This window comes from Pedobacter sp. (genome assembly GCF_037719805.1).
Taxonomy (GTDB): Bacteria; Bacteroidota; Bacteroidia; order Sphingobacteriales; family Sphingobacteriaceae; genus Pedobacter.
In genome coordinates this window covers 732,110-755,889 of record NZ_JBBJLZ010000001.1, presented here as the reverse complement: position 1 = coordinate 755,889, position 23,780 = coordinate 732,110, and the positions used below count along the sequence as shown (strand labels likewise).

19 protein-coding genes are annotated in these 23,780 nt (G+C 41.4%); 6 read left to right on the top strand and 13 right to left on the bottom strand.

Features of this window, described 5'->3' with window-relative positions; all coding sequences use genetic code 11:
- Positions 1–27 precede the first annotated feature (27 nt).
- The 11 genes from WKF66_RS03430 to WKF66_RS03380 form a co-directional block, all read right to left on the bottom strand.
- Complete coding sequence (locus WKF66_RS03430; RefSeq protein ID WP_489673003.1) at positions 28–390, bottom strand: YraN family protein; 363 nt, start codon at positions 388–390, stop codon at positions 28–30.
- The gene (dnaG, locus tag WKF66_RS03425; protein ID WP_489673002.1) at positions 390–2,351 is read right to left on the bottom strand and encodes a DNA primase; all 1,962 of its coding nucleotides are present in this window, start codon (positions 2,349–2,351) and stop codon (positions 390–392) included. Before dnaG ends, WKF66_RS03430 begins: the two co-directional genes overlap by 1 nt.
- Positions 2,352–2,392: 41 nt before the next feature.
- Positions 2,393–3,058, bottom strand: coding sequence for an SGNH/GDSL hydrolase family protein (locus WKF66_RS03420; RefSeq protein WP_489673001.1), 666 nt, complete (start codon positions 3,056–3,058; stop codon positions 2,393–2,395).
- Positions 3,059–3,118: 60 nt separating this feature from the next.
- Positions 3,119–4,069, bottom strand: a complete 951-nt coding sequence (locus tag WKF66_RS03415; RefSeq protein ID WP_489673000.1) for a hypothetical protein — start codon at positions 4,067–4,069, stop codon at positions 3,119–3,121.
- The gene (locus tag WKF66_RS03410; protein WP_489672999.1) at positions 4,066–5,253 is read right to left on the bottom strand and encodes a M20 metallopeptidase family protein; all 1,188 of its coding nucleotides are present in this window, start codon (positions 5,251–5,253) and stop codon (positions 4,066–4,068) included. The genes WKF66_RS03415 and WKF66_RS03410 overlap by 4 nt, the downstream gene beginning before the upstream one ends.
- Positions 5,243–5,698: an SPOR domain-containing protein gene (locus WKF66_RS03405; RefSeq protein WP_489672998.1), complete on the bottom strand. Its 456-nt coding sequence runs from the start codon at positions 5,696–5,698 to the stop codon at positions 5,243–5,245. The genes WKF66_RS03410 and WKF66_RS03405 overlap by 11 nt, the downstream gene beginning before the upstream one ends.
- Positions 5,699–5,712: 14 nt before the next feature.
- Complete coding sequence (gene secA / locus WKF66_RS03400) at positions 5,713–9,024, bottom strand: preprotein translocase subunit SecA (protein ID WP_489672997.1); 3,312 nt, start codon at positions 9,022–9,024, stop codon at positions 5,713–5,715.
- Positions 9,025–9,147: 123 nt separating this feature from the next.
- Complete coding sequence (locus WKF66_RS03395; protein WP_489672996.1) at positions 9,148–9,450, bottom strand: hypothetical protein; 303 nt, start codon at positions 9,448–9,450, stop codon at positions 9,148–9,150.
- 65 nt (positions 9,451–9,515) lie between these two features.
- Positions 9,516–10,298: an NIPSNAP family protein gene (locus tag WKF66_RS03390; protein ID WP_489672995.1), complete on the bottom strand. Its 783-nt coding sequence runs from the start codon at positions 10,296–10,298 to the stop codon at positions 9,516–9,518.
- 7 nt (positions 10,299–10,305) lie between these two features.
- Entirely contained in the window at positions 10,306–11,577 is a 1,272-nt protein-coding gene (purD, locus tag WKF66_RS03385; RefSeq protein ID WP_489672994.1) for a phosphoribosylamine--glycine ligase, read from the bottom strand.
- A gap of 160 nt (positions 11,578–11,737) precedes the next feature.
- Positions 11,738–13,486: an alpha-L-rhamnosidase-related protein gene (locus WKF66_RS03380; RefSeq protein ID WP_489672993.1), complete on the bottom strand. Its 1,749-nt coding sequence runs from the start codon at positions 13,484–13,486 to the stop codon at positions 11,738–11,740.
- A gap of 374 nt (positions 13,487–13,860) precedes the next feature.
- On the opposite strand from WKF66_RS03380, the gene WKF66_RS03375 reads away from it, so the two are divergent.
- Positions 13,861–14,388 (top strand): OmpA family protein, encoded by a 528-nt coding sequence (locus WKF66_RS03375; RefSeq protein WP_489672992.1) that lies wholly within the window; start codon positions 13,861–13,863, stop codon positions 14,386–14,388.
- A 344-nt stretch (positions 14,389–14,732) separates the two neighbouring features.
- Here the strand turns inward: WKF66_RS03375 and WKF66_RS03370 are convergent, their stop codons facing one another.
- Together WKF66_RS03370 and WKF66_RS03365 are read right to left on the bottom strand one after the other, a co-directional pair.
- A complete protein-coding gene (locus WKF66_RS03370; RefSeq protein WP_489672991.1) occupies positions 14,733–15,878 on the bottom strand; it encodes a redoxin domain-containing protein in 1,146 nt (381 codons plus the stop codon).
- Between the two features lie 97 nt (positions 15,879–15,975).
- Positions 15,976–17,157 (bottom strand): formimidoylglutamase, encoded by a 1,182-nt coding sequence (locus tag WKF66_RS03365; RefSeq protein ID WP_489672990.1) that lies wholly within the window; start codon positions 17,155–17,157, stop codon positions 15,976–15,978.
- Between the two features lie 76 nt (positions 17,158–17,233).
- Here WKF66_RS03365 and WKF66_RS03360 point away from each other — a divergent pair, with 76 nt between their 5' ends.
- From WKF66_RS03360 to WKF66_RS03340, 5 genes are all read left to right on the top strand, one after another.
- Positions 17,234–18,202, top strand: a complete 969-nt coding sequence (locus tag WKF66_RS03360; protein WP_489672989.1) for an SDR family NAD(P)-dependent oxidoreductase — start codon at positions 17,234–17,236, stop codon at positions 18,200–18,202.
- A gap of 1 nt (position 18,203) precedes the next feature.
- Positions 18,204–19,502, top strand: coding sequence for an HAD-IB family phosphatase (locus tag WKF66_RS03355; protein ID WP_489672988.1), 1,299 nt, complete (start codon positions 18,204–18,206; stop codon positions 19,500–19,502).
- A gap of 8 nt (positions 19,503–19,510) precedes the next feature.
- A complete protein-coding gene (locus WKF66_RS03350; RefSeq protein ID WP_489672987.1) occupies positions 19,511–20,473 on the top strand; it encodes a tryptophan 2,3-dioxygenase family protein in 963 nt (320 codons plus the stop codon).
- Positions 20,474–20,495: 22 nt separating this feature from the next.
- Positions 20,496–21,560 (top strand): branched-chain amino acid aminotransferase, encoded by a 1,065-nt coding sequence (locus WKF66_RS03345; protein ID WP_489672986.1) that lies wholly within the window; start codon positions 20,496–20,498, stop codon positions 21,558–21,560.
- Between the two features lie 101 nt (positions 21,561–21,661).
- A complete protein-coding gene (locus tag WKF66_RS03340) occupies positions 21,662–23,779 on the top strand; it encodes a S9 family peptidase (RefSeq protein WP_489672985.1) in 2,118 nt (705 codons plus the stop codon).
- The last annotated feature ends 1 nt before the right edge of the window (position 23,780 follow it).

Here is a 23,780-nt window from a genome sequence, read left to right as displayed (position 1 = left end):
CTAGTTCTTTCACCAGAACTAGCGGTATTAACTTGGCCAGAACGCATCTTCAATGTGATGAACACTATAGCTTTTCTTAGTATCCATGGTGATTGCCACGATATCAAAGCGTATTTCTCCTTCATGATTACTTTGTTCAATATAAAATAGAGAAGCAAACTCAAGCTGCTTTTCCTTTTTCCAGTCTACAAACTCTTCAGGGTTTCCAAAGTTAGCAGAGCTTCTTGTTTTGACTTCTACAAAAACTAACGTGCCATCGTGCTTTGCTATCAAATCAATCTCCGCACGTTTGTGACGCCAATTCATCTTTAAGATTTGGTAACCTTTGTTTTCCAGATATTCTTTTGCGATCTCCTCACCTCTCTTACCAAGTTCATTGTGGCTGGCCATTATTTAAGGATAACCGACCCCAGGAATTTGGAGATCTCTTTTTCAACTCCTTTAATGAAAGAATAACGTGACATCAAGATCTCTTGATTCACTGGATCTTCCTCTGTCTTTATTTCCTGCAAAAGCTGAAATAACATACGGTCTACCTTACGCTTTTTTAAATGATAAATGCCCCCAAGAATAGTCGCTTTCAAGTTGACCGTCTCGTCGCGCACATAAATCTTATGCTTATTGTACCAGTTGTCGCTGAGCATATATGGCGAAGTAGATAAGGTAATAGCGAGATCCGCTATCTCCCTGTTTTCGCTCTTTATAAACTGATTTGCAACCGGAAGGTGTCCATTCTCAATCTCCTCCCGATAGGTTTCGATAACACGACCGCATAAGGCATCTTCAAACGTCACATCCGAAAGGTTTTGCATAATGAACGAACCAATATACATGTTGTCAATCTTATCCCAATTAACAAGCTCATGACCGAAAGCAAGCAGTAACCTCACGATCTCCTGCTCTTGGATAGAATCATTATCTGTTGCTGTCTCTGTGGCAACTAAAGATGTTGATGAATCCGGACTTTCAAAGAGATTATCTGGAGGGCCTTCCTGATTTGGATTATAAGAAGGTGCAGCATTGTTGTTGTTGCTCGCTTTCTTAAACTTCGCAGCCCTCATTTTGTTGAGTTCAGAAAGTAAAATCCTTTCCTCTATCTGCAACAAACTGCTACATTCTCTAATGAATATGGAAGCCTTGATATCGTCAGGTATCTTCGAAATGCTTTCAACTATATCCTTTATAATTCCAGCCCGCTTAATGGGATCGTTGCCGGCTTCCTTTAAGAGGATATTTGCCTTATATAGAATAAAGTCTTTTCTTGAATTCTCTATATAGTTCTTGAAAGCAGCAGCACCCATATGGTGCATATAAGAATCGGGATCATGCCCATCCGGAAAGGAAACAACTTTAACGTTCAAGCCTTCTTCCAGGATCATGTCTGATCCTCTTAGAGAAGCTTTTATTCCCGCTGCATCTCCATCATACAAAATAGTCACATTTTCAGTAAAACGACCGATCATCCTGATCTGTTCCACTGTTAATGAGGTTCCTGACGAAGCCACTACGTTCTCGATGCCGGCCTGATGAACAGCGAGCACATCGGCATAACCCTCGACCAGGTAACAATTATCAGTATCTCTGATCGCCTTCTTTGCATGAAAGAGGCCATACAAAACGTTCGATTTATGATAAATGTCACTCTCGGGAGAATTGACATATTTGGGAACGTTTTTGTCTGTCTTTAAAGTCCGCCCACCGAAACCAATTATCCGGCCGGTAAAGTTGTGGATAGGAAACATCACACGACCTCTGAAACGGTCGTAGACTTTGCCCTTGTCATTTCGTATCGCTAAGCCGGCTTTCTCCAGGTATTCTTCTTTGTGCCCTGCAGCAAGCGCATTTTGAATCAAAGCATCCCATACATCTGGTGAATAACCGAGCTGGAACTTCTTTACAATGTCTTCCCTGAAACCGCGTTCTTTGAAGTAGCTAAGGCCAATAGCACGACCTTCATCGCCAGTGAAAAGCTCATTCGCAAAATAGTTAGCTGCGTATTCAGAAACGATGTACAAACTTTCCCTGGCATTCTGTGCTTCAATGTTTTGAGGCGACTGCAGCGTCTCCTCGACTTCAATATTATACTTATTGGCGAGGAATTTAAGTGCCTCAGGATAGGAGTACTTCTCATGATCCATTACGAAATGGACGGAGTCGCCGCCCTTACCGCAGCCAAAGCACTTGTAAATACCCTTCGTTACCGAGACATGGAAAGAAGGGGTTTTCTCATTGTGAAAAGGACAATTGCCAATCAGGCTTGTACCGCGCTTTTTTAAGGCCACAAAATCACCAACCACTTCCTCGATCCGGGCAGTGTCCATGATCTTGTTTATGGTATCCTGATTAATCATAGGGTGTATTCTTGAGATTACTGGTATTACAACACGTAATACTATTTTACTAAGGGCAATAATTTATCTGCCAATGTTTGGTTTCCCAATGCGTTCAAATGCACACCATCAGTTGTCAATATCCCTTTTTCTTTATTGTCTGGATTATTCGCAGCATCATATTCTTTGAACATTGTTCTCAAATCACATAAAGGCAAGCTATTTTTAGTCGCCAATTCGCGGATTGCACCTGAGTACTTGTCAAGATCAGCATCCATTTCATTACCACCGTCCTTTTTCTCTCCAATAACGGCAGGTGTACACAAAACCACCTTAGCACCATTGTTCTGGATCTTGGTGATCAGGCCCTGATAGAATTTGGAGAACTTGTCGTAATCAGTTCCTGTTCTGCTGGAAGCTTTGTGCCACACGTCGTTCACACCGATATAGATCACTACTAGGTCAGGCTTCTTTGTCAATACATCATCTTCCATCCTAAAGAAAAGATCATAGACCTTATTTCCACCTATTCCTGCTCCGATCACTTCATATTTGGTAGGATCAAGCGCCTTTTTAATCAGGTCTACATAACCACCCGGTTGAACACCCGCCTGAGTAATGGAATCACCAAAGAATATGATTTTTTTAGGCTTAAAATTCATCGCCGTAAAAAGAACAACAACTAATGATGCAGACAGGAATGCCATCGATTTGAATAACGTTTTCATTTGACAAGGTTTTAATTTTATTTAAGGCTGCCGATTAGCAGTGTACACGAAGTTATAAAATTACTTGCCTTTTCCAAGGCGGTAATCCTTATGAACAATCAGAAAGCTGGCGCGTTCTTCTTTCTTAAAAGGATAGTCCCAATTTCCCTGATAGGTAATCTTAGTTGGCAATTTTTCTCCAGCAAAATAGCTCATCTCAATATTCATTTGCACATCAAAATCAAAGATCATATTGCTGTATTTCATATCAACATACCTGCCTAAGATGGCGAAGTTTCGCTTATCGAAAATGGTAGTTAAAGTCTTAATCATTAAGCCATCTCTTGTACCGCCGGTAATGTCTTTCTTAACGGCTACCTTAAAGCGGTATACAGGAATAGAATCAAGATAGGTCCCACTGTCGTATGAATAGTCGTAGTATTGGCGCATGTTGGCACTAAAGATCTGTGTTTTATCACCAATAAACGGCAAACCTTTTATCGGTCGTCCGGGGGTAAATATTAATGTTTTCAGCTTGTCTTTATAGCTTTCATTCGCACCTTTTCCTTTAGCACCGGTGGTCATCGGACCTTCTGTTAGCAAATCAGAATTGTATGGATTCATGAAAATGTAATCGAACATCTCTACCGTATACAATTGGTATTTGCCGTTTTTCTTGTAAAGCTTTCCGGCATCTTCCTTAGCAAGATATTCCATCTTATATGGCCCATCGTTATTGTGCCTGATCTTCCGGTAGACCTTACCTTCAACCTTATCTTTCTTATCATAAGTGTAGATGCGGTTCTCGGCAGTGAAGGTATATTTCTTCATATTGCGGAAGGCCTGATAGAAAGTCTCATCAGTAATGATCGCATCGATGAAAGTCTCTATTCCAAATTTTCTGGCGGTAATCTTGACCGTAGAATCAAGTTCGATCGTCTGGATCGTATCCGGGTTGAAACGATCTATAGCTTGCCCAAAGCCCTGAAGCATCAGCATGGCTAGTAGCGCGGAAAGTGCGATTTTTTTCAATTACCCAATTGTTTTAATGCCACATACGCCATCAGCCCTGTTGAAATTCTCAATGCATCTTCATCAACATCAAACTTTGGAGTATGCACAGAATACATGGTATCTTTTTCTTTATTGCCAGTTCCCAATCTATAAAAACAGGCATCGGTTACCTGAGAATAATAAGCAAAGTCTTCCGCAGCCATCCAGATATCTAAGTCTAAAACGTTTTCTTTACCTAAATAGTCTTCCGCATGAGCACGTGTCTTTGCCGTTAGTATTTCTTCGTTGATCAGGAATGGGTAACCATCCACGATTCTGAAATCACAACTTCCGCCCATACTCTCGGCGATGCCTTCTGCCATTTTCTTCATCAAACGCTTAGCCTCTTTTCTCCAGTCTTCATTTAACGTTCTAAAGGTCCCTTCCATCTTTACCTCATTTGGTATAATGTTGGTAGCACCGTTAGCCTGCACTTTGCCGAACGAAAGTACCGATGGTAACCTTGGGTCTGCATTGCGACTAACAATCTGTTGTAGCGCAACAATGATATGAGCAGTAATCAATACCGGATCAATGTTTTGATGTGGCTGTGCGCCATGACCACCTTTACCATGCACGGTAACATAGAGCTCATCGGTTGAGGCCATATAGACCCCGGAACGAAAACCTACTTTACCACTTTCAATCATAGGCATTACATGCTGTCCGATGATCGCATGTGGCTTTGGATTCTCTAAAACGCCTTCCTTAATCATGATGCTTGCTCCCCCTGGCAGTAGTTCTTCCGCAGGTTGAAAGATCAACTTCACGGTTCCGCCAAACTCTGCTTTCAGACTGTTTAATATAAACGCTGCACCTAGTAACGACGAGCTATGAACATCGTGTCCACAAGCATGCATTACGCCTGGATTTTTCGATGTATAAGGCTTATCATTTTCTTCCAGAATAGGAAGGGCATCCATATCGGCTCTCAAAGCTACAACTTGATCTGAAGCAAGATGCCCAGTAATCAGGCCAACGACTCCTGTATTTGCCATGTCAGAAAAAGGAATGCCCCATTCTGTTAAATGACTTTTAATGTAAGCAGAGGTTTCAAACTCCTTATAGGAAAGTTCCGGATTTGCATGTATGTGCTGGCGAAAACCAACTACCTTTTCGAAGATCTCACCGGAGAGCGCCTGAATCTTTTCTTTATCTATCATTGCTGTAATCTAAACTAGGAGCGTTAATTTTCTCTCTAAATATGAAAAGCGTTGGAAAGGTTGGGCGAAGTTCATTCATAAACCTTTGTGCATCAAGCCGGGTTCTGAAATCACCAACCCTAAGGTAATAGTTAGGCTGTTTATAGGTAATATAGGTATTGTGAGCAGGATAAAGTCCGTTAAACATTGCCTGCTGACTAAACACTTGTCGCCTGTCCGAGCCATAAAAAACCTGGACCCTGTAGCCCATCTGGGCAACAATGACTCCAGGTTTTGAAGGCAGCACCCCGCTAACCGTGGCTTTTGGGGGCGCTATACTTAATTCCAGTCTTTTGGCAATCAGACTATCGATAAGCGGATCTTTCTCAATGGTAACCCTACCTCTGGTTTGTGCAGACAAGCCAGCAGAGACAAAACAGCAAACAACAACAAGTCTAATCTTCATCAGCAATCTATAATTTACATTCCTGCACCGTGGCAGTTTTTATATTTTTTACCACTTCCACAAGGACATGGTTCATTTCTTCCAATAGTTACTTCCTTACGAATCGGTTGTTGAGGAACTGCCTCACGGGTATCTTCCATTTCGGGCATACCTGTACTGCTTGTCTGTGCGAATTCAGGCTTAGACATTTTAAGCTTATTTGGAGTAGGCTTTGGAGCTTGTACTTCCCTAACGTCCTCTGGATCTGTCTGTACCGGAATACCTCCTTTAAACAAGAAACTCACCACTTCTTTATTTACCGCATTCAACATATTCTTGAACAAGTTGAAGGCCTCCATCTTATAGATGATCAAAGGATCTTTTTGCTCATAAACGGCATTCTGAACCGATTGTTTCAGCTCATCCATTTCACGCAAGTGTTCTTTCCAGGTCTCATCGATTAGCGCAAGTACAATCGTTTTCTCAAAAGATTTAGTGATTTCTCTGCCTTTGTTGTCAATTGCTTTCTTAAGCCCTACAGGAACCTGAACGCTTCTGATACCATCAGTAAAAGGAACCAGGATCTGCTCAATCTGCTCACCTCTTTCATCATACACCTGTACCAATACCGGCATTGCCTGATTGATGATTGCATCAGACTTTCTCGCATAGAAAGCAGTAACCTCATCAAACAATTTATCAGTTAGGGTATGTATATTTCTTGATGCAAATTCAGCTTCATCAATGGTTGTATTTGCAGAGAAGTTCTTAATAACCTCTAGCTTAAAGCCTTCGTAATTTCCATCTTCTTTGTATTCTGTTACAATATCTTCTGCAACGTCGAACACCATATTGCTCATGTCTACATCAAGACGCTCGCCAAACAATGCATTTTTACGTTTTGCATAGATTACAGAACGTTGTGAGTTCATGACATCATCATACTCCAATAAACGTTTACGGATACCAAAGTTGTTCTCTTCCACTTTCTTCTGGGCACGCTCAATAGATTTGGTGATCATGGAATGCTGGATTACTTCTCCTTCTTCAATACCCATTCTCACCATCACATTAGAGATTCGTTCAGAACCAAATAACCTCATCAGGTTGTCTTCCAATGAAACAAAGAACTGTGAAGATCCAGGGTCACCCTGGCGACCAGCACGACCACGCAACTGTCTGTCGACGCGACGAGACTCATGGCGCTCTGTACCGACGATGGCTAGACCACCGACTTCTTTAACACCGGCACCTAATTTAATATCTGTACCACGACCGGCCATGTTGGTAGCGATGGTAACTTGTCCGGGTTGGCCTGCTTCTGCAACGATATCAGCTTCCTTCTGGTGCATTTTAGCATTTAGCACATTATGCTTGATGCCTCTTAATTTTAGCATCCGGCTTAACAATTCAGAGATCTCAACAGATGTTGTACCTACTAGAACTGGTCTTCCTGCTTGTGTTAGCTTAACGATCTCTTCTGCAACCGCATTGTACTTTTCACGTACTGTTCTATACACGTAATCCTGATGATCTGTTCTCGAAATAGCACGGTTTGTTGGAATCTCCACCACGTCTAATTTGTAGATAGACCAGAATTCACCAGCCTCAGTTGTTGCTGTCCCCGTCATACCACATAGTTTGTGGTACATTCTAAAGAAGTTTTGCAATGTAACAGTAGCATAGGTCTGTGAAGCATCTTCTACTTTCACATTCTCTTTTGCTTCTATTGCCTGATGCAGACCGTCTGAGTAACGGCGACCGTCCATGATACGACCTGTTTGCTCATCAACAATCTTAATCTTCCCTTCATCAATGATATATTCGACATCGACTTCAAATAGAGTATATGCTTTCAGTAGTTGATTCACCGAGTGAATTCTTTCTGCTTTTATTGAATAATCACGCATCAAGGCATCTTTCTGAGCGATTTTATCTTCACTACTTAAGTCAGACTTCTCGATATCGGCAATTGATGTACCTACGTCAGGTAATACGAAGAAATTTGCGTCTTCACCAGATTTAGTGATCAGCTCAATTCCTTTTTCGGTAAGCTCAACCTGGTTGTTTTTTTCATCAATATAAAAGAACAACTCGCTGTCAACCTTAGGCATATTTTTGGACTGATCAGCCATGTAATGGTTCTCAGTTTTCAATAATGTCTGCTTGTTACCACCTTCACTTAAGAATTTGATTAATGCTTTATTCTTCGGCAAACCACGGTGAGCACGCAATAACGCTAAACCACCTTCACCTTCTTCGGTTCCAGCCTTACCATCATTCATTAATTTCTTAGCCTCGTTTAAAGCTCTGGTCACGTACTCTCTCTGTGCAGTAACTAGTCTTTCGATACGTGGTTTTAATTCATGGAATTCATGCTGATCTCCAAAAGGCACAGGTCCCGAGATGATCAACGGAGTCCGCGCATCATCAATTAGTACTGAATCGACCTCATCCACCATGGCAAAGTGCAGCTTGCGCTGAACCAGTTGATCAGGTGTTTGCGACATATTATCTCTCAGGTAATCGAAACCAAACTCGTTATTGGTACCGTAAGTGATATCGGCAAGATAGGCATCTCTACGCTCCTGGGAGTTCGGCTCATGTCGATCAATACAATCTACTTTTAATCCGTGGAACTCGAATATAGGACCGTTCCACTCAGAGTCACGTCGTGCCAGGTAATCATTCACTGTTACAATGTGAACTCCTTGTCCGGCTAACGCATTTAAGTAAGCCGGCAATGTACTTACAAGGGTTTTACCCTCACCAGTAGCCATCTCAGCGATCTTACCATTATGTAGAACTGCACCGCCAATTAGCTGAACGTCATAGTGAACCATGTTCCAAAGCACCTCAGTACCTGCAGCATCCCATCTGTTTGCCCATAATGCCTGATCGCCTTTAATAACAACGTTCGCTTTTCTAGCCGCGTAATCTCTGTCAAACGGTGTAGCCGTTACTGCCAATGACTCGTTTTCTGCAAAACGTCTCGAGGTCTCCTTTACCACAGCGAACGCTTCGGGCAGGATTTCCATCAAAACTACTTCCAGTTCCTTATCTCGGTCTTTAATCAGGGCATCTATCTGATCGTAAATACCAGTCTTTTCTGATAAAGCTAACTCTTGGTTTTCACCTTCAGCTTTTAAGTCGCTGATCTTACCGTCAATTTCCGCCAGTGCTTTACCAATTACTTCTTTAAAATATCCTGTCTTGCTTCGCAATTCGTCATTGCTGAGCGATGATAACTTAGCATATTCTTCATTTATTTTAGTTACTATAGGTTGTATAACCTTAATATCTCTTTCTGATTTGCTTCCAAAAATCTTGGTTAAAAATCCTAACATGTTCTATATTTTGTGTTTAATGTATGATGATCAAAATGGAATTTATTACAACTACATCACTCCGCTTAAAAGCCTGGAATGTCAGTTGTAAGGTGTGCGACTGCCTATGTTTGAAAAAAAGAGCTAAGGACTATTGTTCTTCGGGGTTTCCTTTACTGCAAGATCAGCGATGTTCTGATTGTCGATAGTGTAGCTTATTGCGCATTGCTGAGGAGCAACACCAATGATTGTCAACTCACTATAAGAAAGAAAAAAAGGAAACCTTGGGTCATCAGGATGACACTGACTGAAAGAAGGTGTGACTGTACTGGTTTGCTGCTTATCGCAGTATTGCCTGGTCAGAATCCGTAACCCTTCGACACGCTCTGCCCTTGCCAATTGCGTAAGGCTAAAAAAAACGAGGGATAAAGTTACTATGTGTCTCATCTAAGCCGCAAATCTACCTGTAATCTTTTACATATTGAAATCTGCGGCTAGAAAAAAGAAGCCGGTTAGATGTCAGAGTAGTGGGTTGGGTATAAGAAGGTTGTCGTACTATTAGATACCGTGTTCTTGTATTCTTGCAGGGCAGAAAGGGTTTTCCACTGACTATCATTACTAAAAGCGTCCCAATGTTTATCTCTATCTGCTTTGTTCGCGAAGGTGGTCATATACATCAAGTTCGGCATTCTTGAACCTGCGATGACAGTTCCGTAGAAAACAGCATTGAAACCCAGACGCTTGAAAAGACCGATTTCATCTCCTGTATTAAACATCTTTACTTTACTCAGGTACAATTTTTCTGTAGGCCCTTCATAGCTTCTCAATTCATATACGCGCTCTGCTTTTGGAGCAGTAACGGCTGAAAGTGCAAAATGCGGTGCCATTTCAAATGCGGAAATCAGAATGGTTTCTATCCGGTCATATGGTGTTTTATTATAAGCTGCATCTAAATAAGCCGAACCATCTTGACTATACACTTTGTCTTTTGACAACTTGGTTTCAATTTTAGAAAGGTCACCGACAGATTTGTAAGGCACAAAAACATAGATCAAAAGCTCGTCCTTTTTATCTGCGTTTTTAGATTTGATATTTTTAAAGACACCTGCTTTCGAGATACCTGCTCTATGAAGTGCAGGTAAATACGCTTTTTCCAAATAGTTCTCTACTATTTGTTCTTGTTCAGCGTTCTTCAGATGGTAAATCTTGATTTGATAAAAGTCTTTAGCAGCAGCATAAGATTGCATAGCAGTGAATGTCAAAAAGGTGAGTGCAATAGTTAAAAGTTTTTTCATAACGTTGTTAAATAAGGTCAAAGCCAATGTCTTCTCTAAAATATTTACCGTCGAAATAAATTCGCGCGGCATCCGCAGTTGCAGACTGCAATGCATCAAACTGAGTGTCTTGCAGACTTGAGATCGCAATCACACGACCTCCGTTTGTTTTTATTACACCGCCCTCCAGCGTTGTACCGGCGTGAAAAGCAGTAGATTGACGGATGTTATCAATGCCTGTGATGGCTTTACCTTTTTCATAGTCTCCCGGATAACCACCTGCAACTACCATCACTGTAGCGGCATGTTTAGTACTGATATTCAGTTTATAGTCCTTCAATTTTTTATCGGCCACCGCCTTAAACATTTCCACAAGGTCGTTCTCTATTCGCAGGATTACACTCTCAGTTTCCGGGTCACCCATACGGCAATTGTATTCTATGATCAAAGGTTTATCCCCTACTTTAAATAAGCCAAAGAAGATGAAACCGCTGTAGTCAATATTGTCTTTTTTTAAACCCTCAACAGTTGGAATGATGATGCTGTTTTCCACTTCTTTTAAAAAAGCTTCATCTGCAAAGGGCACCGGAGAAACCGAGCCCATGCCCCCTGTATTCAAACCACTATCTCCCTGACCGATTTTCTTATAATCTTTCGCTTCAGGCAGGATCACATAGTTTTCGCCATCTGTTAAAACGAAAACAGACAGCTCTATTCCTGTCAGGTATTCTTCAATAACCACTAACGAGCCAGCAGCACCGAACTTTCCTCCAAGCATTAGTTTCAACTCTTCCTGGGCTTCTTGAACTGTCTGGCAGATCACTACTCCTTTACCCGCAGCAAGTCCATCAGCTTTAAGTACTATAGGAAGACTATGGTTACTTAGATAATCTAACCCTTGCTGCAATGTTTGATTAGTGAAAGATTGCGAACCGGGAGTTGGAATTCCATGACGGGCCATGAATTGTTTAGAGAAGTCTTTACTTCCCTCCAATATAGCACCTTCTTTTTTTGGTCCGATCACCGGTATATGAGCTAATGCTATGTCTGCTAAAAAGAAGTCGTGGATTCCATTAACCAGCGGCTCTTCAGGACCTACAATAACCATTTCGATGTTTTCTTTGAGAACCAAAGCCTTGACAGCTTCAAAGTCATTCGGATTTAGTTTTATGTTCTTGCCATATACACCTGTCCCCCCGTTACCCGGAGCGATAAATAGCTGCGTACATAGATCGGATTGTGATATTTTCCATGCGAAAGCACTTTCTCTTCCTCCCGAACCTAAAATTAAGATATTCATGAAGCAAATATATAGGAATAATGAGATAAGTAAACACAAAATGCCGCTTCGTATTTCCAAGAGCTATCAATCCACATCTATTTTACACTGACCCTGATCCCTTCAGAATGCGTGGTAAACTCAGGGGCACCAGAAATATGAACCGGAGCGCGTGTTTAATCTAGTTTCTAATAATTCGAACTTCTTTCGGAGCAGTGATGTCAGACTGTACCTTTCCGTTCGACTGTTTGGTATGCTTAACCTTAACTATTCCGTATTTTGTTGGAAACGTTCCTTCCGCAAACTTTAAGTCTCCCAAATGAGGAACTATTCTGATCGCTTTTCCCCCTGCTTCTACAACGGTTATGCCTAACACATGCTCCGTCAGCCATGGCGTTGGCCCTGATGCCCAACCGTGCGCCAAGCTATGTCTAAAGCCAACGTAACAATAGGCGCCAAAGTCCCCATGTATATCTTTCATCCCGGCAGGCACCAGTTGATCAATCCCCGCTGCGTTTGGAAGCCAATCCATATTAAAATCTTCCCAAAATGTAGTAGCCCCCAACTTCAGCATCGCTCCCCAGTAAGTGCGAATAACATCCATTGCTTGTTGGTAATTGCCTCCTTTAGCCATGGCTTGCAGCATATAGTATCCGTAAAATGTCGAGAAGTTTTTAGCTCCACCATCTAATAACACCTTGTTCGCATCTTCGTTAGACATAAGTCCAGCCAAAGCGTACAAGGCTGCCGCTTGCTTTGAACCGTTAATGTCCGGAATGTTTTTCTTTAATCGCTCAACTGCCGCTTTGTATTTAGTTGCAGAAGCTTCCTCTTTCAAAACCACACACAGTTCCGCTCCGGCGCTCAACGACATCACCATGAGTGCCTGTAAGCCAGCATGGATAGCTGGTTTATTTTCACTGGATGGCCAGTCCAGAAACTTCCCTTCTAAATTTTCTGTATTGTCGTCCCCTATCTTAGTTACCAGCAGATCGAGCAACTTTACCATATACTCCTTTTGTTCTTTTAAATAAGCCAGGTTGCCATTATTCTTATAAAGATCCCTGTGGATAATGATCCACCACATGGAGTAGGCACTGATTCCGTTCATCCATTGTGGAAGTGGTGTAATGTCCCGTGAAAGGTCCAGGCTCTTTGCCACCACTTCATTATCCCCAAAAACAGCATTGATCGTGGTTACCTCAGGATGCATGTCTCCAACCCAAACTAACCGGTCGCGTTTAATACCATCCCAGAGGTAATCCTGCATGTTCAGATGCACAGTATAAGCACCTGTCTTCCAAATCTTGTTAAGTAGGGTATCACTGCTATTGAAGGATCCCAGGTAAGGGATATCTCGGTATACCGCCAATGCATTTACCTCTTTTAGTATAACGGTGGTATTAGTATCCACTACATCTATTCTAGCAAATCTGAACCCTGAATTACCAAACTCAAGCTTTCCAAGCCAGGGTAAAGCGGTCACAAAGTCACGAAGTGCATGATCATTTGTTGCGCTTGAGGAATTGACGTCCGACATCGCCTCACTTACGGATTCGCCAAGTCTGATTCTAACACGAACGGGCTTATTTCCTGGCCAAATGCCAGTAACGAGCTGAATTGCTCCATGAAGCTCCTTTCCAAAATCTAACAAAAGGCCTGGTTTATTAGTTTTGTCGCTCCTTAGGACACACAGGTTCGCTGAGTTCAAATCAGCCTGACCATTGCCTTTTTTCAATAAACTCTCAGCGTTCGCAATGCGATTACCTGTCTCACTTTTCCATACGATCCGTACCGGATGAATCCGTTCTTTAACCGTTGGTTCCAATACAGGCTTAGCAGTAATTTGAGCAAATGCATTGGTAAAGGTTAGACTGCTAAGAAATGTGGCGCAAAACAGGAGGGCTTTCGAGATTTTAAGAAGAGGCATAAATGACTTTATTTTTTATTCAATTGATACAATTCGCTGACAGCAAGTAAAAAAGCCCCTACACCATAAACATTAGTGTTATCATAAGCAACATTTGAGTAAATGGCGATGATGCATACAATTAGAAATCTGGTCATTAGTCTATTATTCGGCTTCTTAAACCTAAGAATAATTATTTAAAAAAACAGCCATCTCAATCGCTTCCTAAGAATATATATTAATTTCGAAGAATAGGATATAAGGAAAACCAACATACCAATATGTAAGAAAATACACCCAAGTCCGTTATATCATTATAATGTTACAATTTTTATCACCCACTTATCGGCGTACATTACACGCTGTAAATCAATTAATCTAAACAAACACACAAAATGAAATTAACAAAAAGCATTTTATTACCCTTACTATTTACCCTATTGAGCATCTCGCTCTTTTCATGTAAAACAAAGAAATTAGCAGCTAAACCAGCACCTGCACCAGTCGTTAAAGAAGTTCCTGTAGAAACAAAACAACCTGAGAAACCACCTGTACAAGAAGTAGAAAAACCAGCACCAGTAGCTAAACCAGACTTCAATTTTCAGAAGGTTCAATTTGAATTCAATTCTGATGTTTTGAAAACTTCGTCTTATGCAATACTAGACAAAGTGATTGCTGAGATCAAGAAAGAGCCCACCGCTAAGTTTACATTAAACGGTAACTCATCTGCCGAAGGATCTCCAGAGCGCAATATGTCCCTTTCTATCGACCGTGCGAACTCTGTAAAAACCTACCTTGTGAATGGAGGCCTAGATGGAAGTAATTTCACTATCAATGGTAACGGAGAGTCTAAACCAGTTGCAGATAATACAACTGAGGCTGGAAGAGTGTTGAACAGAAGGGTTGAAATATCAAGAAATTAAAATTGAGTGATCTGCTATCGGGCTGCATGATTTCGCTGAAGAAGCGAAACAACGCTAGGCCCTCTTTCAGCCACTAAATTTTACCCTGAACAAGATGTACCGAAATGCCAAAGTAGAAAGCAGAAAATGATTATACTAAAAAAGGAGGATACATCTAGTACCCTCCTTTTAAAATTAAGGCAATTTGCCTTATATAATATTTTCCGTTATCTATCCCTTTATCTCTTATATAGTTCTTTATCTATCACTTTACCATTTCCAGAGACAAAATTACCTTCTCTGAAGACGCCTCAGAATGTTTGCCCTTCTTCAGGGCCAAAGATTCTAGCGGATGAAGAGAACGGTTATTTTGTTCCTTTGTTGAGGAGCTCCGCTAACTTACTTTGCAACTCTTCACCTCTGATATTTTTCGCAACTATCTTTCCAGTAGGATCGATTAAATAGTTCGCAGGTATCGACTGTATTCCGTATTTTTTGGCTACTGCATTATCCCAGAATTTAAGATCCGAAACGTGCGTCCAGGTCAGTCCGTCTTTTTCTATAGCTTTTAACCAAAGGTCTTTCTTACCCGGTTGATCCAAAGAAACACCTAATACCGTGAAGTTCTTATCCTTATATGTATTATAGGCAAGAACTACATTAGGATTCTCTGCTCTACATGGTCCGCACCATGACGCCCAGAAATCAAGTAATACATATTTCCCTTTGAAATCAGACAGTTTCACTGGCTTATCATTCACATCATTTTGAGTGAAATCCATTGCCATCGATCCAATACCGCTCATCTTTGCAGCGTTTAACTGCTCAGCAATCGCTTTTCCTAATGTCGTACTCTTCAGGTTCGCTGCGAAGCGGTCAAACTCGGGGCTTAACTTAGCGGCATCAATATCATAACCCATGTAATTTCTAAAAGCAACCAACCCCATATAAGATTTGGTATTGCCGAACGCGAACTCACGATTAACTTCAGTTGTTTTAACGCCAATCGCTTCCGCACGAGCATTCAAACCATCCATATAGGCTTTATCCTTACGCTCCTCAGGACTTTTACTCATATACTCCACATTCAAAGCGTTCATTTGCAATGTATATGGTTTTAAGCTTTCTTTAAGTCGCTCGTTATCTGCATTAATTTTAGACCCAGTGATCTTTGCATTTTTAACCGAATCAGGAGAGGAAAGGCTAATCGCCGCATCTTCAAGATATAAAGCTAGCCCGTCAATCACTGTTCTCTTGGTTGGATCAGCTGGGGTAGCATCATGTTTGATTCTAATGTTTGCAGATGTTGGAGAGGTAAGCTTACCTCTGAAGGTAAATTCACCATTCTTTAAAACAGCAGAATCAAGAACCTGCTCTGCACCTGCTCTATAACTCAGATATGCTTTTGCAGGAGCATTTAGCGTCCCAACTTTTCCATTTAAGGTAAATTCCTTTTGCGCAAATGAGGCGAGGGGCAGTAAGCACATCGCACTAAGAACAATCTTTTTCATATAATTTTAAGACTAATTTGTAACTACAACTGTGGTTCAGTAGTAATAACTCAAATATAACTAGTTAACGTATTAAAGGTAAGGGATAAGTGTAAAATTAAAGTAGTTTTTGGAACGTTCTCCACCAAAGATCAGGCATTTCACCTGTGACAGCCGTCGCGTAATCTTCATAACGACACGGAACAAGGTGAAAGCGCTCGTTCTTAGATATCCCGGTAGGATAAGGAACCTGCATCCACCAGCGGTCCGACTTCTTACTTTTAACAAATAGCATCTCGCCAGATCCGTCATTCAAGCTTGCTCTGTAGGTGATGTACTGCGACTTCGGCGTTAACGGAAAATCTTTCTTTCTGTTGTAAAAGCCATCCATGAAGTACCATACAATCTGCGCAAGCAACATCGCAGTTTGGCCGTTTTGATCAAAGGCAGGATTGAACTCATAAAACCCTATAGAACTTAGCTTATCACTCATTCCCGCATAACGTGAAATGCGACAAGCCTGTTCACCATAAAAACCGTTTGGACTGGCGTTGGCATTAGCACCGGCATCTGAGGAACGGATCGCCCCAATATCAAAACTGATCATGTTCGCATTGCGTACAATAGGTTCAGCCAAAGCCATATCATCGCTAAATTCCCCTAACCTATGGACGTCAAAATAAAGTTTACTCATTACTTTAAGACTATCCTGATTCACAAAATAGGTTTGGTATCCAATATTGCTAAAATTGAAAAGGTAGTTTGGCTGATGCAAGAGTATCTTATTCAAATAGGTATCAGATTTAGCTGCTAAACCCTCCTGATCCTCTTCGTCAAGATCGAACTTGCTGTCAACTACAACCAAATCTACTTTCTGTTCAAGCGATTCGTAGGCAAGGTATTGTGCATAAGTAAGGTCTTGCCCACCACCAATAATCACAGGGAGAATATTCAGCTTCACCAATTCAGAAACCACCATTTTTAGCGCTACATAGGTGTCCGACAAGGATGCGCCAGCCTTAATGTTCCCAAGATCTACCAGCCGTGTAGTGTATGGGCCCTCATGCAGCGTATAAAACTGCTCCCGAAAGTAATCAGGTGCTAAAGCACATCCTTCATTATTAACTGCAGCTCTGTCGTCCAGAACTCCGACTATAGCGATGTCATATTTTCCCTCCTGTAAATCAGGAAAAACGTCCTGAAAAAACATTGCTTTCAAGCCTAGCTGACTCGTGTAAAAACCCCTTTTTGGGGTGAATTTCTCAAGGTTTACTGGGGAGAAAAAATCGGATAAAGACATATAGCACTTAAATGTATGGCCTCAAATATCTATTTTTGAGCTCATACTTTTGAATAACAGTCCTAAAAAAAATGAAATGATATTAATAACCGGGGCTACTGGATTTTTAGGATCAGAATTAGTTCATCAGCTTACCACCCAAGGCAAACTGGTGCGCGCGATGAAGCGCGAACACTCAGCAATACCAGCGCTCCTTCAAAATAATAACAAAATCGAGTGGTTTGTCGGCGACATCCTGGATCTTGCTACACTAGAAGATGCTTTTGAGGATATCCAAGAAGTTTATCACTGTGCGGCATTAGTATCATTTGATCCAAAGGACAAAAAAAGACTTTTAACTATTAACATCGAGGGAACGAGCAACATTGTAAACCTATGTCTGACCAACCAGGCTAGACTTGTTCATGTCAGTTCGGTAGCTGCTTTAGGAAATGCTAAAAAAGGTCAGCTTATTACGGAGAAAGACTTCTGGGAATATGACTCTAAAGTTCACAGTTATGCCATTTCAAAGTATGAAGGAGAAATGGAAGTTTGGCGGGGCATCGCCGAAGGTCTTGAAGCAGTTATTGTCAATCCTTCGGTGATCATAGGTGCCAACTCAGGCTATCTAGGCAGTGGAGCAATCTTCAAATTGGTTAAAGAGGGACTTTCCTATTATACCAAGGGTGCCACAGGAATTGTAGAGGTAAAAGATGTCGTAAAATGTATGGTTTTACTCATGGAAAGCACTGTGCAAGGCGAACGCTTTACCATTTCAGCAGAAAATTATTACTATAAAGAGTTTTTTAAAGAGATCGCCGATGGTTTCGAAGTGAAGCCTCCGGTCAAAGAGGCGAAGCCTTGGATGTTAGGCGTCGCCTGGAGAGCAGCTAAAATTGCTGCTTTGTTTAGCTCTAAACCGCCAGCACTTACGAGTGATGCGGCAAGGAGCAGCATGAACGAAAGTCTCTATGACAATGCAAAAATCAAACTTACAACCGGAATACAATTTAAATCTCTTAAGCAATCTATAAAGGAAACTTGTGAGACGTTAAAAACCATTTAAAATGAACCAAAAAAACTACTACATCATTGACTTCGACAGTACCTTCACACAAGTGGAGGCATTAGATGAACTCGCACGCATATCTTTAAAAAAGCATCCAGATAAAGAAGCTATTTTCAAGAAAATTGAAGACTACACCAATCTCGCAATGGAAGGAAAGCTATCTTTCAGCGAAAGCCTTGCGCAGCGAGTGAAACTTTTAGAAGCAAATGAAGACCATTTAAAACAGTTGGTTACCCGCTTAAAAAAGAAAGTTTCTGCTTCTTTCTCTAGAAATGCAGCGTTTTTTAAAGCACATGCTGATGAAGTACTAATCGTCTCAGGCGGTTTTAAAGAGTTTATTACACCCGTTGTAAGCCAGTATCATATCAAAAAAGAAAACATATATGCAAACACCTTCGTTACTACGGGTGATGGTAATATCATCGACTATGACCATGCTAATCCGCTTAGCGAAGAAGGCGGTAAAGTCAAGCTGGTAAGTCAGATGAACCTTGAAGGTAACCTATACGGGATTGGAGATGGATATTCGGACTTCCAACTTAGGGAGAGCGGCTTAATTAAAAAGTTCTACGCCTTCACAGAAAATATTTCCCGGGCAAGTATTGTGGAAAAGGCCGATCACGTTACACCCAGTTTTGATGAATTCCTGTATGTAAACAATCTTCCGAGGGCGATTTCTTATCCCAAAAACAGAATTCTTTGCCTCGTAATTGGTGATGCGCCAACGGAAAGTGTTGAGATGTTAAAAAAAGATGGCTTCTCCATAAGACATAAAATCAGCTTTGAGGAAAAGTATGTCGCCGACGTGCATATGATGCTCCTTGCAGAAGGAGAAAAAATTGAATTAGAGCAATTGGATCGGGCAGTTAAATTAAAGACGATCGGCTATCTTGGGAATGCGAAGAACAAGCTTGACATCAAAGCCTGCACGCAGAAAGGAATTGTTGTTTTCGATGACGGCAAAGGAAATCCACGCCATTCAAATTTTATTCCTAAAAGAATGATCGATTTCATGAACACGGGAACTACACACCTCAGTAACAATTTCCCTAATTTGCAATTGCCACGCATTGACAAGTCACATCGCTTAATTCATATCCATAAGAATGTACCCGGCATCATGGCTCAGATCAATACCGTTTTCGCGGAACATAATATAAACATAGTAGGACAATTTCTAATGACAAATCCTGTTATAGGTTATGCCATCACAGATATTAACGCACAGTATGATGATCAGTTGTTTAAGTCTTTGAAAAAGATTGAACATACCATCAAGTTTCGTGTACTTTATTAGCCCTTATTATGGAACTCACCCCGGAGATTAAAGATAAATTAGACAAACTACAAGAGAAGTATGCTGCAATGGGGCAGGATATGTCGGCATACCTGGATGGCTTGTTATATGCAGACTTTTTGACCTACTGGGATTATATTCATTTGGACACACTTCTTAGCTTGCAAAGTCCGAAAACACCGTTTCCTGATGAAGAGATCTTTATCATGTATCACCAGATCACGGAACTATATTTCAAGCTTTCTCTTCACGAATGTGAGCAGATCGCTACCCACAAGGAACTGACAGCCGCGTTTTTTAGCAACCGGGTTAAACGGATCAACGCCTACTTCAGCGCGCTGGTTTCATCCTTTGAGGTTATGGTCAACGGGATGGAACGAGAGCAGTTCTTAAAATTCAGAATGTCCCTTTTACCTGCCAGTGGCTTCCAGTCAGGCCAGTATAGAATGATTGAGATCTGCGCTACTGATTTCATCAGGCTCGTTGATAAAAGCAAAAGAGAGGAATTAAAACATGCTTCGATCGAGGAGCAGTTTGAACATATCTATTGGAAGTTTGGGGCAACAGAACTTGCAAGTGGGAAGCAAACATTAACGCTCAAACAATTCATTACAAAATATGCAGATCAATTTCTCAGCTTAATCAAAGAAAGGCAGTACAGCAATTTTACCGCGTTGTACCATAAACTTGAGTTAGAGGGTCAGGATGTTACCGGGCTTGCAGAGGAATTGAGAAAACTGGACTTGCATGTCAATGTAGAATGGCCATTGTCTCATTACAAATCTGCCGTCCGTTACCTGGAGCGCGATCCAATAGACATCGCTGCAACAGGGGGTACGAATTGGCAGAAATATCTGCCTCCGCGCTTTCAAAAAAGAATATTTTACCCCTTTCTGTGGACAGACCAGCAAAAAGAGGAATGGGGTAAGGGTTGGGTCATAGAGGTCTTAAATAAAACTAATTATACTTAGATTTGCAGTAAAGCATTACCAGATGAACGAAACATTAGATATAACGATAACTAAAGCACAGGAGAGTAAATTAACAGTAACGGATTTCTCGCAATTGCCATTTGGCAAAGTATTTTCAGACCACATGTTTATTGCTGAATACGACAATGGCGAGTGGGGCAACCTGCAAGTGCTGCCGTTCGGACCTATTTTGATGAGTCCTGCAATATCCGCGCTGCATTATGGTCAGGCAATTTTTGAAGGCATGAAGGCATATCGTCAGGACAACGGAAAAATAAGTGTTTTTCGCGGAGATAAGAATTTTGAACGTTTCAACAAGTCGGCAACACGTATGTCGATGCCCTCGATACCAGTTGATGTGTTTATGCAGGGCATTGCTTCGCTGATTGAGATCGATGAGAAATGGGTGCCGGCTCAGGATGGATACTCCCTTTATATTCGTCCTGTGATGTTTGCGACTGACCCTTATCTTGGAGTAAAGCCGTCTGACAAATATACTTTTGCAATTTTAACCACACCAACAGGACCATATTATAGTAAGGCTTTGAAGGTGAAGATAGAAACTGAATTTACAAGAGCTGATGAAGGTGGAGTTGGTTTTGCAAAGACTGCTGGTAATTATGCCAGGTCTCTTTACCCTTTTGCTGAAGCACAAAAAGAAGGTTACGACCAATTGATTTGGACGGACGCTGTTTCACATGAGTACATTGAGGAAGCTGGAACCGCTAATCTTATTTTTGTAATAGATGGTAAATTAGTTACACCATCGATAAGAAGCACCGTGTTAGATGGCGTTACCAGAGACACCATTATTACCCTTGCAAAAAATGCAGGTATCGAAGTTGAAGAAAGACGTGTGAGCGTTAAAGAAATATTAGATGGTATTGAAAATGGAAGTGTTACAGACGCTTTCGCCGCCGGTACCGCAGCTACGGTTACACCAATTGGAGAGATCGGATACCACGGTAAGATCTACACCCTGACAGATCCTTCTACCAGAACTGTCTCGATGGAGATAGCGAAAACACTAAACGATATCCGTTACGGCTTAATCCCTGATGAGTTTGGTTGGAACTGGGTATTGTAACATACTTTATATACTAGTTTTAAAAAGGCGCCTTTGTTCAAAGGCGCCTTTTTTGTACCTTCCACCCTTCTTCTTAAGATCAAAAAACTCCAACTTTTCTCATGAAAAAATCTTTTATCCTCTGTTTAATGATGTCTCTATCTCTCAATGCCGCTGTACAGGCACAGCTGAAAAAGCTGAGTAAACAGCAAATTTATGACAACATCCCATCATTGACTCAACCTGTAAATGATATCACCGGGTGGAGTGACAACAGCCATTACATAGAACTGGATAAAGCAAGAGCTAGATTTGCTGTAGACATTATAAGCGGAAACAAATCTCCTTACACGCCACCTCCAACAAGCAACGTTAAAGTATTTAGCAAAGAAACCGACGTATACATTCAATACGGTGTAGAAGCCCCAAAGAGACTAACCAGTAATAAAGACGAAGAAAAGAACCCCACCTTGTCGCCTGATGGCAAGTTTGTGGCCTTTACACGCAACAATGACCTTTATGCAGTGGAGGTAGAAACGCTAAAGGAGTTAAGATATACTACAGATGCTACTGATGTAATTTATAACGGCTGGTCTTCATGGGTGTACTTTGAGGAGATCCTTGGTCGCGCCACCAACTACAAAGCGTTCTGGTGGGCACCTGACAGCAAGCACCTGGCATTTATGCGATTTGATGATACTAAAGTTCCAATGTTTCCAATCAATGGCTCAACAGGCCAGCATGGTTATACGGAGAAAACCAGGTACCCTAAAGCTGGCGATCCAAATCCAGAAGTGAAAGTAGGATTTGTACCAACACTAGGCGGAGCAGTTACCTGGGCGGATTTTAACGAGAAAGACGATCAATATTTCGGCACACCGTATTGGAGCTTTGATGGAAGCAACCTTATGGTGCAATGGATGAACCGTGGACAAGACAACCTTAAGTTCTATTCGGTTAACCCTGTTACAGGTGTGAAAAAAGAGATTTATGACGAGAAGCAATCCTCATGGGTTGACCTGGATTTTGATGAAAGAATTGAATATCTGGAAGATAAAAAACATTATATTCTTCGAAGCGATAAGACGGGTTGGGCTCATTATTACCTGTATACCCTGGCAGGCAAACTTGTTAACCCGATTACCAGTGGAAAATGGCAGGTTACTAAGCTTGTGAAAGTTGACGAAAAAAATAAGAAGGTTTATTTTACCGCTCGTAAAGAGGCGTCAACTAGAACAGACTTTTACAGCGTAGACTATAACGGTAAAAACCTTAAGCGACTTACTTTTGGTGATTATACAAATTCTATTCAAATGTCCCCGGATGGCTCTAAGTTTATTGCCACTTATTCCAATGTTTCTACGCCACCAAAACGGACGCTGGTTGACAACAAAGGCAAGATCATTAAAGAGCTTAGTGATAGTAAGTCGTCCGACTTTGCAACATTTACCTTCGGCAAGACGGAAATGATCACCATCCCAACAGATGATGGCTATAACCTTCCTGCGGTGATCACCTACCCTACAGACTTTGATCAGACCAAACGCTATCCTGTGGTAATGAGTATTTACGGCGGCCCAAATGCTGGAACGGTGACAGATTCCTGGAAAGGAACAGGCAACCAATGGTGGGCAAACGAAGGGGTCATACAGATTGCGGTTGACCATCGCGCTTCTGGGCAATTTGGCAAAGAAGGTGTTGCTCTAATGCATCGTAGCCTTGGTAAATGGGAGATGAAAGATTATACCACTGCCGCAAGGTGGCTAAAATCAAAGCCTTGGGTAGACAACAAAAAACTACTGATCACCGGTCATAGTTACGGCGGCTACATTACTTGCATGGCCCTGACTATGGGAGCCGATGATTTTGATTTTGGTTACGCAGGAGCACCAGTAACCAGTTGGGAACTGTACGACACACATTATGCGGAGCGCTTTATGGATACTCCCCAGGAGAACCCCGAAGGTTATAAGAATGGATCAGTATTAACTTATGTCGATAAATACAAAGGCCTGCTGAGAATTATGCATGGCGATATGGATGACAACGTTCATGTTCAAAATACAATACAACTGATCGACAAACTGCAGAACGCAAATAAGCACTTTGAATTGATGATCTATCCAGGCAGTCGGCATGGTTTCGGGATAATCAAAGCACCTCATGACAAGGCGGAAAGGATCAGATTCTACTATCAAAATCTGCTTAATAAACCCATTCCTGAGGAATTATTAAAATAAT